Below are 15,080 nucleotides of genomic sequence, written 5' to 3'. Positions count from 1 at the left end.
CTATTTACTGAATTATATTAATCGTTAAAAGCTTAAATAACATTTGCGCCTAAAGTTTGTGCAATATTCCATAATGCACTGATTGCTGGGTCGTTAAGCTCTTTTTTTAGCACCGCCAAACCAATATCAAATCCTTCTGGCTGGTAATTTTCACTGGGCAGTACGTGTACCTTGTCTTGTAGCGGACTATTATCTAGCACTATTTTGGGAACCATGGCGACACCTAATCCTAGGCTCACCATAGACACCATAGCTTCGTGCCCAGCCACTTGCGCATAAATTTTTCCATGCACATTATTTTTCCGCCACCACTGCTCTAACCGCTGCCTAGAAAAACCTTGCTCAGGTACAATAAACTCCAGTTCTGACCAATCGATTTGTGGGGCGTTTTTCGCTATTTTTTCGCTGATCGGGCATTGAATTTTAGGTCCAATAAGAACCAGTGGAGAGTGGCCTATATTAACAAAAGCAATTTGGGCAGGCAGTTTACTTGGCCGTGCAGCAATAGCCATTGATTCATGGGCATCCAGTACTCGGTTTATTGCCAACGCCGGATCGCCGGTATTGAGCGTTATTTCTATATGCTGATGCTGCGCGCGGAGTTGTTCTAATATTTGATGCAAAAAACTATACGATGCGGTGACTGAGCAATAAATACTCACATTACCGTAAATATGCTGGGTTGGGTCTTTCACATTCGCTTTAAAGCGCTGCCAATTAGCCAGTGTAGAGGTGGCGTAATCAATAAACGACTCCCCTTCTTTAGTTAATTTTACACTTCGGTTATCGCGTATAAATAAAGCAACGCCGACCTCATCTTCAAGCTGCTTAATATTACGACTTAAAGTAGGTGCACTTATATGGCACAGCTCGCTCGCCCTGGCAAAATGGAGCGTTTTAGCTAACACTAAAAAGTAATTTAAATGCTTATGATCCATTACACGCCCCTACGTTTCATTTTTTGAAATACTTTAGTGCAAATATATCATTTTACGCAAGCAAAGTTTTTTTTTATGGTGTGTTTAAGCAAAGCAAATACGCTTTGCATCTAACAAACACGAATTATAGGACACTAACATGGCGAATTATTTTAATACCTTACCTTTACGCGAGCAATTAGCTCAATTAGCGCAATGTGAATTTATGGACCCAAGTGAATTTACCGATGGTGTTGATGCACTTAAAGGTAAAAAGCTGGTTATTGTTGGCTGTGGCGCACAAGGTCTTAACCAAGGTTTAAACTTACGTGACTCAGGCCTAGATGTATCGTACACGTTACGTCAATCAGCAATTGATGAGCGTCGTCAATCATACCTAAATGCATCTGAAAACGGTTTTACTGTAGGCACCTACGAAGAGCTAATTCCGAGCGCTGACGTAGTATTAAACCTAACACCTGATAAGCAACATACGGTCGTTGTAACTGCCATTATGCCTTTAATGAAACAAGGCTCTACACTTGCTTACTCGCACGGTTTTAATATTGTTGAAGAAGGCATGCAAATTCGTGAAGACATTACGGTAATCATGGTTGCTCCTAAGTGTCCTGGCTCTGAAGTGCGCGAAGAATACAAACGCGGCTTTGGTGTACCTACTCTTATTGCTGTTCACCCAGAAAACGACCCACAAGGTCACGGCTTAGCACAAGCTAAAGCCTACGCTGCGGGTACCGGTGGTCATCGTGCCGGTGTACTTAAGTCATCATTTATCGCTGAAGTTAAATCAGACTTAATGGGCGAGCAAACAATTCTGTGTGGCATGTTACAAACCGGTTCAATTTTATGTTTTGATAAAATGATTGAAAAAGGCATTGATGCGGGTTACGCATCAAAACTAATTCAATACGGCTGGGAAGTAATTACCGAAGCCCTTAAATACGGCGGCGTTACTAACATGCTTGACCGTTTATCAAACCCTGCAAAAGTAAAAGCGTTTGAACTAAGCGAAGAACTTAAAGTTATTATGCGCCCGCTTTATAACAAGCACCAAGATGACATTATCGACGGTACTTTCTCACGCGTAATGATGGAAGATTGGGCAAACGACGATGCAAACTTACTAAAATGGCGTGCAGAAACTGCCGAAACTAACTTTGAAAAAACCCCTGCTGGTGATGTAGAAATCTCTGAGCAAGAGTTTTTCGATAACGGTATTTTAATGGTTGCTATGGTTAAAGCGGGCGTTGAGCTTGCATTTGAAACCATGACTGCAGCAGGTATTATTGACGAGTCGGCTTATTATGAGTCTTTACACGAAACACCATTAATTGCCAACACAATAGCACGTAAAAAGTTATTCGAAATGAACCGTACTATTTCTGATACTGCAGAATACGGCTGTTACTTATACAACCATGCGTGTTTACCATTATTGGCCGATTTTATGAAAAACATCGACACCGATGTTATTGGTAAAGGCTTAAATGAGCAAAGTAACCAAGTAGATAACCAAACATTGATTCAAATTAACACTGCACTACGTGAGCACCCTGTTGAAATTGTTGGCGCTAGACTACGCGGCTACATGTCAGCAATGAAGAAAATTGTATAACTAGTTTCGCTTGTTAGAAACCAAGCCCACATGCATACGCTGTGGGCTTTTTCGTGCTAGTAATAATAAAAAGCGTGTATACCCTTTTAGATATATTGCAATAATTAGCGCTTAATTAATAATGTGCTAACATGGCTATCTACCTAGTTGTAAAGTTAAATAATATGACGATAAAAAACCTAACTATCACTCAAAAAATCACCATTTTAGGCAGTACCATTGCAATCTGTGTCGCTGCATTAATTGGTTTAACGTCTTTATATAGCTCTGAAGATATTATAGAACGACGTATGATTGAATCTGAGCTACCCAGCAAATTACACAGTATTAGTAATCAAATTGGTGGCGAAATAAACGAACTACTAGGTGCTGCACAGCAACTATCATCAAATGAATTTATCTTAGAGTGGGCGCGCTCAAATAACCAAGACGACACACTACTGCTTAAAGAATTAAACCGCGTAGCAAAGCAGTTTGATTTAGCAACGGCGTCGTGGGCTAACCGTGATACAGCACAATATTGGAACCAACACGGATTTTTACGCGTGCTTAAAAACGACGCGGCTGATGGGTGGTTTTTTGGCTTTACCAACTCAAATAATCCGTACTCAATCAGTATTTATCAAGAATCCCCGACTGATGTAAAAATGTTTGTAAATCATCAACAAACAAATGGGCTTGGATTAGCGGGGCTTGCAAAAAGCATCACCGACATGCAAAAGCTATTACAACAATTTAAAATTGAGCAAACAGGCTTTGTGTTTATTGCAGATAAAAGCGGCTTAATTCAGTTACATAAAGATGCAAATAAAGTGGCTAAAGTAAACATAGACACACTTTATGGCAGTAATGTTCATAGTACTTTATATAACCCCTCTGGTTTTGCAATTACAGAATTATCACTTAATAACGAAGCCACATTTTTAGCAGCCATGCCAATAGCCAATACCGACTTATACGTATTAGCCCAAGTACCTAAAAGTGAGGTGTTTGAGACTGTAGGTACATTGGAGTGGCAAATATTTACCTTTACGCTAGTGATAGCCCTCGTTGCTAGCATACTAAGTTACTTGTTAGCACGTTCTTTAGCGTCACCGCTTTCGGATATGGCCGAACTGTTCTCACGTTTAGGATCAGGCGATGCTAATTTAGCGTACCGTTTGCCAGAGTCTAATCAGCCAGAGCTAAACAATTTAAGCCATGGCTTTAACCAATTTATTCATAAAATTGAAACTGCCATAAAGCAAGTCGCCAACGAAAGTACAGAAATACGCCAAAGTTCTAATCATGTATTTGAACAAGCAAAAAACAACTCGCAGTCTATTGATAATCAAAAAGAGCAAACCATTTCGGTAGCTGCAGCCATTAACGAAATGGGCGCAACTGTACAAGAAATAGCACAAAGTGCGGCTAATGCAGCCAAGTTAACGCAAAGCAGTGAAGAAAACACCAGCCAAAGCCATCAGCAAGTACTGCAAAGCCAAGCTACAATTTCAGCGCTTGCCACTGACATTGACGGCATTACCGAACAAGTAACACTGCTTTCTAAAAAAACAATTGATATAGCGAGTATTGTTGACTCTATTCGCGGTATTTCTGAGCAAACTAATTTACTGGCCTTAAACGCAGCCATCGAATCGGCACGGGCTGGTGAGCATGGTAGAGGCTTTGCAGTGGTGGCCGATGAAGTACGCGCGCTTGCTAATCGTACCTCGCAATCAACCACCGAAATTCAGTCAATGATTGAAGAGCTAACCACTATTTCTGAAGATGTAGTAAACGATATCAGTCAATCTAAGCAAAAAGCCCAACAAAGCGTAGGCGCAATGCAAAGCTCTGTTGAATTGCTTGATGCGATAAGCGAAACAGCAAATCAAATAAACGACATGGCTACTTTAATTGCCACCGCAACTGAGCAGCAAAGTAACGTGGTTGCTGATGTAGGACGTAATATTGAGCAAATAAGTGAAATTAGTGACCGTGCTATGAATGAGCAAATAAACACCGAGCAAGCAATTCGCGATTTAGCAAATAGCGCTCAAGCCCTTGATGCACTCGTAGCCACCTTTGAAAAACACCACTAAACACGTTTTGTAACACTTTAATAAACCACCTACGCATATTGCATCTACACTTATAGATGTAATATGTTGGAGGTGGTTTATGAACATATCTTGTTTTAACGTATTATTACTAAGTAGTTGCTTATATTTAAGCGTATGTAACACCACGGTGCGTGAACCACCACCGCTTGCCCTTGCGAACCATCCAACATTTAACCGTATTAGCGTCGAAACCGAGCTAGAAATATTTAAGCTAGACAAAACAATCACTTCCCAACTTGATGCCCACTTAACCAGTAAGCGCAGCGCGCATTACTTAGCGAATAGTATTTTAAGTTTTTTATTAAAAAACGGCGATAACTCATTAACCTATCAAAGTGGCGCCACATTGAGTGCATCGCAAACCTACGCTAATTTAAATGCTAATTGCCTGTCGTTATCGATATTAGCGTATAGCTTAGCCGATTATTTAGGAATAAAAACGCGCTTTCAAAAAGTCCATATTCCTGAATATTGGGCAATGAATAAAGGGGTTAATTTACTGACAGGGCATATTAATTTATCAATTGACAATGCGCTTATGCAAACAATACCAGCCACAATGGTTTATCAACGTGATAAACAGTTAACCATAGACTTCGACCCGAATATAAGAAAACAACGCTTTAAAACCAGCCCAATAAGAAAAGAGTTTGTTACGGCTATGTTTTATAACAATAAAGGCGCTCAAGCTTTAGTAAATAAAAATTATAATTTAGCTTATAGCTACTTTAGTGCCGCCGTTGAAACCGCCCCATTATACAGTGGTGGCTGGGGAAATTTAGGTATTGTATTTAGGCAGCTTAATTATTTAAAAGAAGCTGAACAGGCATATAACTATGCTTTATTGCTTGATAAAAATAACCATACTGCCATAGGTAATCTCGCTGTGCTGTACACCTTAAGTAACCGCGCTAAACAAGGTCAGCAAATGCTAAAACAGCTCAATAAAAAGCGCCAAGCTAACCCGTATTACCATATATCATTGGGTAATAGTGAACTGGTACTTAAAAATTACTCTCAAGCGATTAAGCATTTTAAAAGCGCTTATAAAATTGACGCTAAGTTACACGAAAGCCACTTTGGCCTTGCGCGAGCATATTATTTTACCGGCAATATAAAGCAGGCAACACATTATATGCGTTTAGCGGGTATAAACGCCGAGTTTAACTATGACAAAGCCCGCTATCGTAATAAATTAAAAGCATTAAAAAGTGCCACAGCTTCACTTAGTCATTAGCTGTTGTACGTAGTGCTCTTTTTGGGCCCTACTTAATTTTTTAATTTGCCACTCTAACTTGCTGGCTTCGCTTTTTGAGCCCACCTTTTGTTGATGAATTAAAACTAAAGGGCCTTTGCCTTTTAAGTTTTTTGCGCCTTTACCCGCTTGATGCGTGGCTAAGCGCTTATCAACATTGGTTGTTATACCTGTATACCAGTGGCCTAAACGCGTTTGCACTATATACAAATACCACGTTGAGGGTACTTTGTGTGCTTTGCTTATATTTATACTTAAACTTTTTTGTGTGTTTGTGGTCAAAACGTTGCCCTAACCCTCGTAACTAAAAACAATTTCTTAAAAGGGTTTTACCTTCAGTGACTAATCGGTATCATGCAGATTATAAAAAATAAGGATCACAACTAACAATGCAGTCGTTAAAAACTTTTTCTCTTTGGCTTATCGTTGCTCTCACATTCAGCTCTTTAGCAGGTTGTTCTAGCTGGGTATATAGAATCAATATCCCACAGGGTAACTTTTTAGAGCAATCAGATGTAGATAAGCTTCGTGTAAACATGACACGAGAGCAAGTTATTTATGTATTAGGTCGTCCAATAGCAGAAGATGCGTTTGATAATAGTACCTGGCGTTATGTGTACAGCTTTAACAAAGGCCGCGATAATGAGCAGCATAAAGAGTTGCTGGTTAAATTTGAAAATGATCAACTAGTTGCTGTTTCGGGTGATTATGATCAACCAGAAAACTTTGATACTCCGCTAGAGCAGTAAACGCTTTAGTTATTAAAAAAGGTGAGCATGGCTCACCTTTTTTATTTACTACATTAATAACCTTTATAAAGGACGCCCACCGGTAACTTTATTTGCTCGACCTTCCTCTTTTGCTTTTTCAGCACGCTTTCTTCGAGCATCTTTAGGGTCTGCAATTAGTGGACGATAAATTTCTATTCTGTCGCCATCTTTTAATTCGTAATGCTCTTTTACTGTTCTATTCCATACACCTAAAGTAAGCGCTGTTGGGTCTATTTCAGGGCACTTTTCAATGATCCCCGATTGAATAACAGCTTGTTCGGCTGTGGTTCCTTGCGCTACTTCCACTGTTAATGTGGTTGCTTTAGTCGGTAATGCAAAAACTATCTCAACGCTAATCATTATCTTGCTCCGTATACATCTTTTGCACGTTGCGTGAATGCGCTAACCATATTTTTAGCTACATCATTAAATATTTTACCAAACGCCAATTCGATAAGCTTGCTAGAGAATTCAAATTCAAGCTTAAGCTCAACTTTACAGGCTTTTTTATCTAACGCTTGAAAATGCCAACGCCCTTTAAGAGTTTTAAATGGGCCATCAACCAGCCTTAATTGCACGGTTTGCTCGTCCATAAAGGTGTTTTCAGTGGTAAACCACTTTTTTATACCCGCCTTGGATATTTCTAAACTCGCGGTCATGTTATTATTGTGCTGCGAAACGATTTTAGAGTCTGAGCAATTAGGTAAAAACTGCGGATAAGCTTCTACATCATTAACTAGGTCAAACATTTCTTTAGTGCTGTACATAACCAGCGCACTTTTTTCTATTTGTGGCATACTCACTCCCAACTGTGTGGGCGAATTTTAGCAAGCTTTGCGCGTTTCCCCAAATTTTCATGGTCTTAAGTTCACCAGATTATTTTAAAGGCACATATAAAAAATCGATGTAAAACATCTCTTAATACGTATATTATAGGACACTATGGCTAAGAACAAATCATCAAAATCGAACAGTAATACCATCGCGCTTAACAAAAAAGCGCGTCATGAGTATTTTTTACACGACAAGTTTGAAGCAGGTGTTGAACTACAGGGCTGGGAAGTAAAAAGTATCCGAGCTGGTAAGGTAAACATCTCAGAAACTTATATTCATCTTAAAAATGGCGAAGCTTTTTTATTAGGCAGTCAAATTCAGCCTTTAAATAGCGCCTCGACTCATGTTATTTGCGATCCAATGCGATACCGTAAACTGTTATTAAGCCGCAAAGAGCTTGATAGATTAGTCGGTGCCACTGAACGAGATGGCTACTCACTTGTTGCCACTGCCATGTATTGGAAAAAATGTTGGGTGAAACTTGAATTTCACTTAGCAAAAGGTAAAAAAATGCATGACAAACGTGAAGACGGTAAAAATAAAGATTGGTCGCGTGAAAAAGAACGCCTCATGAAACATAAAGTATAAACACTACGCCTAATTTATTTAGGCGTTTTTTTAAATTTTTCACCGGTTAAATTCAAAACAACCTGATCAAATTACCCTCAGCTTTATTTAATTAATCCCTGTGCATGATATAAATAAATTATTACACTTTATTTATTTTTTTAATTTCTTTAGATGCCTACCCATTTTAGTGCGCAAATTTTATGATACAAAGCGAGGAATTTAGCCTTGCCTATCCCTTTTCGTTGTTTCTATTATTGAATATTTTTCCCTCAATACTCTACAAAAACTCATACTAAAATCGCAAAGGGTGTAGATTGATAACACTTAAGTTACATGATATTAATGTCAGCGCTTGTTAAGCAACTAAATTTACAACATATCAACAAGGACTTAAGGATGAAGCAATCAATTGCATTTACACCTAGCATAATTGCAGGTGCTACAATCGCACTTTCAGCAGGATTTACAACAACAGCTTATGCTGCTGAAGAAGCAAAAAAAGTAGAACGCATTGAAGTAACAGGTTCGCGCATAAAACGCACCGATATCGAAGGGCCTTCGCCAGTACAATCTATTGGCAGAGCAGATATCGAAAACATGGGTTACGATAACCTTCAACAACTCCTCGAAAGAATGCCTGTGGCAGGCAGCGGTACTTTCTCAACACGCGGCAACAACCAAGATTCAACTGCAAATGGATCTGCCGCGGTCAGCCTACGTGGTTTAGGTGCTGATGCTACATTGGTACTAATCAACGGCCGCCGTGTGGCTATTAGTGCCTTTGCCGAAGGTATTACAAACTCATTTGTCGATATTAATAGTATTCCGGTATCGGCGATTGAGCGCATTGATATTTTAAAAGATGGCGCATCAGCAATTTATGGCTCTGATGCAGTAGCGGGCGTAGTCAACGTTATTTTGAAAAAAGACATAGATGGCGTTGAACTAAACTTAGGCTACGGTGGTACCGATGGCCCTAATTACGAAGAAACAACAGCAAGTTTAGTATGGGGTACAACTAGCGAAAAAAGCAGCGCCTCAATTATTATTGATTACTTTAAAAACACCTCGCTTTCGTCAGATGAAATGGGCAGCTTAGGCACCGCTAACCAATCACCTTATGGCGGCGAAGACTTTCGCTCTTCTCGTGGCTTTCCAGGCTACTTTTATGTTGATGGTGTAAAAACAATTGACCCAGATTGCCCTGCAGAAAACGCCACATCAAGCGGCAGTTGTTTATTTGATTACGGCCCATTTGGCTACATCGCCCCTGAGTCTGAGCGTGTAGGTGCTATTTCTCAATTTGAATACAATTTTGATAATGGTATTACCGGCTTTTTAGAAATGGCAGTGCAGCATAATACCTCAGTTGCAGCCGGTGCCCCTACTCCACTTGATGAAGATGCAGGTTTAACAGTACCTGCTAGCCACCCTAACAACCCGTTTGGTGAAGATATTCAAATTGGCCGTTACCGTACGGTTGATGCGGGCGCTCGCCAATGGGATATTGAATCAGACACACTTCGCTTTGTAGCTGGCCTAAGAGGCGAAATTAAGGAATGGAGCTGGGAAGCTGCGGTTCAAAAAGGCCGTAGTAAATCACTTCAAACAGGCGATCGTTCGCAAGGTTGGGTTCGCACCGACTTTTTACAACAAGAAATTGATGCCCGTAAACAACCCATTTGGTGGCACGTATAACAGCCCAGAAGTCATTGACAGAATTACCACAAGCTTAGTTCGTCGCGGTGAGTCTCATATGACCTCATTCGACGCTAACATCTCTGGTGAAGCATTTAGCTTTGGTGATGATGTGGTTATGATGGCCGCGGGTATTGAATACCGTGAAGAAGATGTAACCGATACACCGGATGACCAATTTCAGCGCGGTTTAATTTTTGGTACTGAGTCTGTGTCTGCTGCAGCAGAGCGCGACCAATACGCAGCCTATGTGGAATTTTCAATCCCACTTGCTGAAAACCTAGAGCTACAACTCGCTGGCCGTTACGATGATTACAGCGACTTTGGTAATACAACAAACCCTAAAGTCGCTTTACGTTGGGCACCTACCGACGAAATAACCATTCGTGGTTCGTGGGCACAAGGGTTTAGAGCGCCATCGCTTGCACAAGTAGGTTTAGGTCCATCACAAGAAAGTCAGTTTTTTGTAGATACTTATCGCTGTGAAGCAACTGGCCTTGATTGTGACGCGCTAGATTACAACATTGAATTTGCGGGTAACCCTGACTTAGAAGCCGAAGAGTCAGAATCATGGAACGTTGGCTTTATTTGGGCACCTTCTGCTGAATTTGGTTTAAGCGTAGATGTGTGGAGTATTACCCAAGATAATAAAATTGATGAACAAGAATTTGGCCCAATTTATAACTCTGAGTGTAATAACCAAGATAGCACGGTGTGTGTACGCTTAGCACCTAGTGGTGGTAATAGCTTAGGCACCATTCAAAAAATATACAGCACCTTTGAAAACGTCTCTTCGCAAGAAGTGTCAGGTGTTGATTTATCAGCAAATTACAACCATTCGCTGGATGATTTAGGCTTGCTTAAATTTAACTTAGAATGGGCGTACCAAAACAAGTTTGAAAAAGACGGCCGCGATTACACGGGTGAATACAATTACCCAGAGCACCGCTGGATTTTCTCTACTAACTGGGAAATTGGCCAATTTAATACCAACGTAAATATTAGCTACGTAGGCGAGTTTGAAGATACCCCAGATATAGACTTTGACGGTAACTTAGACTTTGATAGCAATACATCGCGTATGGTTGACTCGCAAGCACTGGTAGATTTACAAACATCTTACCGTGTAAGTGATGCAACTAAAGTGTCGCTTGGTGTAAATAACGTATTTGACGAAGAGCCACCATTTGCCATTGGTGATGGCGATGCCGACCTTTACGGTTATGCATCGGGTGTACACAACCCTCGTGGTCGTTACTTCTACACTAAAGTAACCTTCTCGTTTTAATTTAATATAGCCCATTATTAAATGGGCTATGCTAAAAACAAAAAAACCGCCATATGGCGGTTTTTTTATTAAAACGTAGGGGCTAAATTATAGCTCGCCTTCGTTTTCAGATAGGAACTTAGCAACACCTTCAGGGCTTGCGTCCATACCTTTTTTACCTTCTTCCCAACCAGCAGGACATACTTCGCCGTTTTCGCTGTGAAATGCTAGCGCGTCAACCATGCGGATCATTTCGTCGATGTTACGACCAAGTGGTAAGTCGTTCACTACTTGGTGACGTACGTTACCTTCTTCATCGATTAGGAAAGAGCCACGAAATGCAACGCCCGCTTCAGGGTGCTCAACGTCGTATGCTTTACAAATTTCGTGCTTAACATCTGCAACTAGTGCGTATTGAACTTTACCAATACCGCCGTCTGCTACAGCAGTGTTACGCCATGCGTTGTGTGAGAATTGTGAATCGATAGAAACACCAATTACTTCTACGCCACGCTTTTGGAATTCTTCGTAACGCTTATCAAATGCGATAAGTTCTGAAGGACATACAAACGTGAAATCTAGTGGGTAAAAGAAGATTACTGCTTTTTTACCTTTAATTGTTTCATGAAGGTTATAGCTATCTACAATTTCACCATTACCTAGTACAGCTGCAGCGGTAAAGTCTGGTGCCTGGCGGCCTACTAATACACCCATTTTATTCTCCAAATATTTTGAGTTTGTTGTCGATTGCATACGCAATGCTGATACTTATATGGGCGCTAAAAATTAAAAAACAATAGCGCCACCACATAATTACGTGGAATTTTAAATTTAATAAGGAAAAAAGAACAATCGTATTTAGCGATGTGCACAATCGAAAATACCGAACAGATATTAAAACTTTATTACGCCTATAAAAAAACTGCATTTGCAGGTTTTAAAAATGGGTTAATCCATGATATCGGAAGGCATATCGCCTTTAATATTTTGCCAGATTTCACCGGTTTGATGGCCAAACTTACGCATCATTGAAATCGCGCCATCATGCTCACGGTTTTCAGCCAATACTGTTAGGTCTTTATAAAATTGACGTGCTAACTGGCGAGTGCCTGCGTCTGAGAAATAATGACAACCAATTTTAAAGTAAAACCCTCTAAAACCGTTAAGTATAAGTACGTATATGCGGTTATTACCAGCGACAGCTAATTCGTGGTGTACTTTGTAATCGTAATCTGCAAAAGCTTGCGCAGTGTCTTCAAGTTCATCGCTTTTTGATAAAATTTCAATAACACGCTCAGGGTTAAGCTTTATCGCTGCACGGGTATAAATAGCACTAATATTAGTACGTGCAGATAATAACTGATCGGTCAGCTCTGGCATTTTGTCTTCATCTAAGCGCGCCAGCGTTTCGAGTATGTTTAAACCCGATGTTTCCCAAAAGTTATTCACTCTGGTTGGCTTGCCGTGCTGAATAGTTAGCCAGCCATCGCGTGCTAAACGTTGCAGTACTTCACGTAAGGTTGTTCTGGTTACACCAATTAACTCAGAAAGCTCACGCTCTGCAGGTAGAATTGAACCTGGAGGGAAATCGCCGTTCCAGATAGATTCAACTATATACTCTTCAGCAAATCCTGCTGGGCTTTTAGCTTTAAAAATTCTCATTCAATTCCCACTCGAATTAATCACAACTCATCGTTTTATACGAATAACTGACAGATTGTACCAGATGAAATATAACTAACAAGTAAACTCGTTTGATATAAGTGCCAACCAGCCGCTGAAAATTTCGCAATAGTAAATAATAAAATTCAACATGCTTAAATTAGGCCTAATTAGCTAAATAAATTAACCCTACTCATAGTAGGTACATTAATGCTATTGCTGTTTTTGCTTAACCATTACATTACTACAATAATTCCCGTGTGCGGCAACAAGCACATTCAAAAGTCGCATACAGCAGAGCATGTTAACTGTAACGTTTAAACAAGCCTTTTTAGCGAACCAATCTTATATTACATGTTCACTTAGCAAATTAATCTTAACCTTTCCCTAAATAGGATTGGCCAAAACCGCTTATTAATTTCATCTTAAAAAAAGCGACTTCGGTAGCTTTTTTACCCTTTTTGTTGCTCGTTACTTTATCCTAGTACATAATTCAACGTCTTATTTCAATGCGGATTTTTTATGAACTGGCTAGCACAACTCCCTACTCAACGTACTCCATGGCTACTATTTACAGGCATTGTATTTTTATTAGAAGTCACCGCACTGTTTTTTCAATACCAGATGGGACTTGCTCCATGCATTATGTGTATTTACCAGCGAACTGCGGTATTAGGCTTATTAGGGGCAGGCATTATTGGCGCAACTAAACCACAAAGTAAATTAGTACGCGCTATCGCTTATTTAGTGTGGGGTGTATCAAGTGTGTGGGGTTACTTTATTGCACGTGAGCACATTGAAATGCAAACAACCACCGATCCCTTTGCGTTTAGCTGTGAGTTTGAGCCAAACTTTCCTTCATTTATGCCATTGCATGAATGGATCCCAAGCTTTTTTCAAGCCACAGGGGATTGCGGTAATATCGATTGGCAATTTGCGGGATTAAGTATGCCAGCATGGATGGAAATACTATTTGCGTTATTTACTATCACGCTTTTTGTAATTGTTACCACTCGCTTACTTACTAAAAAGACTATTTAATATGTTTACGTTTTTTACCAGTCAGCTGCCTGAACTAAAGCACCTTAAAGTGAGGCAGCGACAAGCCGTTGTTGCTATTGCGCTAAGCATGCTACCTGCCACCGATAGAGTGTTATTAAGAATAGTAAAGCTGATATTGCTCAGCCCATTGTTTTTATTATTTACTGTTTTTAAAGGGTGGGAACTCATTCCCTTTTTAATTTTAGGTGGCCTATGTTACCCGCTTTTAACAACCCCGATTGAAATAAACTTCGCTAAAAAATATTTAGCCAAAGCACTTGAGCAGTATTCACAGGGCGCTTAGCGCCCTGCCTATTATAAAGACACTTTTCCTTCTAGTTTAGCTACAAGCTTTTTACCTATTCCTTTTACGTTAGCTAAATCGCTCAGTTGGGCAAATTCGCCATTTTCAACCCTGTAATCAACAATAGCCTGCGCTTTTTTCTTACCAATACCAGGCAACTTGGCCAGCATTTCTGAATCGGCACTATTAATATTAATAACCGGCGCTTGCGGCATTTCAACCATAGGCTTATCTTCAACAGGGTTAGCGTGGGTAAACGCGCTAAAGCTTAAAAAGCTAATAATAAGTAGCGTTAATAGATTTTTCATTTGTCATTCCTTATTTTTGTTTATACCAAAGCGTTATAGTTAAACGGCTAATTTGGCTTTAAACATGTGCTTAATTTTTATTTGAGGAAATAATGTTAAATAAGGAGCAACGCGCATCACTTACATTATTTCCAGTGCATAATCACCTAAATCCGAAAACCTAAAATGCAGCTGGTACAACAAGTGATTGCTTAACTAAAGTAAAGTTACGCTTTTTTGTCAAATTGATGACAAGCTAAAAATGCACCGAATACTTGCAATTTTACACACAAACATTTACTGTATATAAAAACAGTGACCTGCGGGTCAGTAACCACATTACCACGCAATCAAGCAGGAGAGATCATGGCTGTTGTTGTTAAATATGTTGTAGAACGAAACGGAGTTGAGCGAATGACGTTTACTACTAAAAAAGAAGCGGATGCCTATGACAAAATGCTCGATATAGCAGAATCGCTTGAGGTGATGCTGGAAAAAGTAGATGTACCATTGAGCGAGCAACAGGTTGAATCGCTTGCGCTTGAAATTGCAAAGAGTAAAGATGACTTTATGGCTGTGTTAAAAGGCGCAAAAGAGCCCACTACAAAAAGTACAGCTAAAGCTAAAAAAGCCGACAACATAGCATCAATAAAAGATAACGACGAGCAACAAGCTAGCTAATTTGTGACTATTTTAAATAAAGGGCTGCTACTAAATAGCAGCCCTTTTTTATTAAT

15 protein-coding genes and 1 pseudogene are annotated in these 15,080 nt (G+C 39.8%); 9 read left to right on the top strand and 7 right to left on the bottom strand.

The features are described from left to right. Positions 1–32: 32 nt before the first annotated feature. Complete coding sequence (gene ilvY, locus VOI46_RS04755) at positions 33–938, bottom strand: HTH-type transcriptional activator IlvY (RefSeq protein WP_004587363.1); 906 nt, start codon at positions 936–938, stop codon at positions 33–35. Between the two features lie 139 nt (positions 939–1,077). Between ilvY and ilvC the strand changes: the two genes are divergently transcribed. From ilvC to VOI46_RS04740, 3 genes are all read left to right on the top strand, one after another. Next, positions 1,078–2,550, top strand: a complete 1,473-nt coding sequence (gene ilvC, locus VOI46_RS04750) for a ketol-acid reductoisomerase (RefSeq protein WP_004587364.1) — start codon at positions 1,078–1,080, stop codon at positions 2,548–2,550. A gap of 164 nt (positions 2,551–2,714) precedes the next feature. Then, positions 2,715–4,634, top strand: coding sequence for a methyl-accepting chemotaxis protein (locus tag VOI46_RS04745; protein WP_039972223.1), 1,920 nt, complete (start codon positions 2,715–2,717; stop codon positions 4,632–4,634). A 79-nt stretch (positions 4,635–4,713) separates the two neighbouring features. Next, positions 4,714–5,892 carry a tetratricopeptide repeat protein gene (locus VOI46_RS04740; protein WP_004587366.1) on the top strand — a complete coding sequence of 393 codons (1,179 nt, stop codon included), beginning with the start codon at positions 4,714–4,716 and terminating at the stop codon, positions 5,890–5,892. Here the strand turns inward: VOI46_RS04740 and VOI46_RS04735 are convergent. After that, entirely contained in the window at positions 5,878–6,192 is a 315-nt protein-coding gene (locus VOI46_RS04735) for a GIY-YIG nuclease family protein (RefSeq protein WP_004587367.1), read from the bottom strand. The genes VOI46_RS04740 and VOI46_RS04735 overlap by 15 nt on opposite strands. Positions 6,193–6,299: 107 nt before the next feature. Here VOI46_RS04735 and bamE point away from each other — a divergent pair, with 107 nt between their 5' ends. Continuing rightward, a complete protein-coding gene (gene bamE / locus VOI46_RS04730; protein WP_004587368.1) occupies positions 6,300–6,659 on the top strand; it encodes an outer membrane protein assembly factor BamE in 360 nt (119 codons plus the stop codon). A 63-nt stretch (positions 6,660–6,722) separates the two neighbouring features. Here bamE and VOI46_RS04725 read toward each other — a convergent pair whose 3' ends face one another. Beyond that, on the bottom strand, positions 6,723–7,040 hold the full coding sequence (locus VOI46_RS04725) for an RnfH family protein (RefSeq protein WP_004587369.1): 318 nt from the start codon (positions 7,038–7,040) through the stop codon (positions 6,723–6,725). Next, entirely contained in the window at positions 7,040–7,477 is a 438-nt protein-coding gene (locus VOI46_RS04720) for a type II toxin-antitoxin system RatA family toxin (protein ID WP_004587370.1), read from the bottom strand. Before VOI46_RS04720 ends, VOI46_RS04725 begins: the two co-directional genes overlap by 1 nt. A 145-nt stretch (positions 7,478–7,622) precedes the next feature. Here VOI46_RS04720 and smpB point away from each other — a divergent pair, with 145 nt between their 5' ends. Together smpB and VOI46_RS04710 are read left to right on the top strand one after the other, a co-directional pair. After that, positions 7,623–8,102: an SsrA-binding protein SmpB gene (gene smpB / locus VOI46_RS04715; protein ID WP_004587371.1), complete on the top strand. Its 480-nt coding sequence runs from the start codon at positions 7,623–7,625 to the stop codon at positions 8,100–8,102. 378 nt (positions 8,103–8,480) lie between these two features. Then, positions 8,481–11,070, top strand: a pseudogene (locus VOI46_RS04710) (TonB-dependent receptor). Positions 11,071–11,157: 87 nt separating this feature from the next. Here VOI46_RS04710 and VOI46_RS04705 read toward each other — a convergent pair. Both VOI46_RS04705 and fadR read right to left on the bottom strand, forming a co-directional pair. Beyond that, on the bottom strand, positions 11,158–11,763 hold the full coding sequence (locus VOI46_RS04705; protein WP_004587374.1) for a peroxiredoxin C: 606 nt from the start codon (positions 11,761–11,763) through the stop codon (positions 11,158–11,160). A gap of 234 nt (positions 11,764–11,997) precedes the next feature. Beyond that, the gene (gene fadR / locus VOI46_RS04700; RefSeq protein ID WP_004587375.1) at positions 11,998–12,711 is read right to left on the bottom strand and encodes a fatty acid metabolism transcriptional regulator FadR; all 714 of its coding nucleotides are present in this window, start codon (positions 12,709–12,711) and stop codon (positions 11,998–12,000) included. A gap of 522 nt (positions 12,712–13,233) precedes the next feature. Here fadR and dsbB point away from each other — a divergent pair. After that, positions 13,234–13,752: a disulfide bond formation protein DsbB gene (dsbB, locus tag VOI46_RS04695; protein WP_004587376.1), complete on the top strand. Its 519-nt coding sequence runs from the start codon at positions 13,234–13,236 to the stop codon at positions 13,750–13,752. Position 13,753: 1 nt separating this feature from the next. Beyond that, positions 13,754–14,056, top strand: coding sequence for a DUF6170 family protein (locus VOI46_RS04690; protein ID WP_004587377.1), 303 nt, complete (start codon positions 13,754–13,756; stop codon positions 14,054–14,056). 11 nt (positions 14,057–14,067) lie between these two features. Here the strand turns inward: VOI46_RS04690 and VOI46_RS04685 are convergent, their stop codons facing one another. Beyond that, the gene (locus VOI46_RS04685; RefSeq protein WP_004587378.1) at positions 14,068–14,364 is read right to left on the bottom strand and encodes a ComEA family DNA-binding protein; all 297 of its coding nucleotides are present in this window, start codon (positions 14,362–14,364) and stop codon (positions 14,068–14,070) included. Positions 14,365–14,709: 345 nt separating this feature from the next. Here VOI46_RS04685 and VOI46_RS04680 point away from each other — a divergent pair, with 345 nt between their 5' ends. Beyond that, on the top strand, positions 14,710–15,024 hold the full coding sequence (locus VOI46_RS04680; RefSeq protein WP_004587379.1) for a YebG family protein: 315 nt from the start codon (positions 14,710–14,712) through the stop codon (positions 15,022–15,024). The last annotated feature ends 56 nt before the right edge of the window (positions 15,025–15,080 follow it).

Origin of the sequence: Pseudoalteromonas sp. CuT4-3, assembly GCF_035666335.1 — a bacterium.
GTDB lineage: Bacteria > Pseudomonadota > Gammaproteobacteria > Enterobacterales > Alteromonadaceae > Pseudoalteromonas > Pseudoalteromonas atlantica.
The sequence above is the reverse complement of the archived record's forward strand: the minus strand, read 5'-3'. Positions and strand labels throughout refer to the sequence as shown.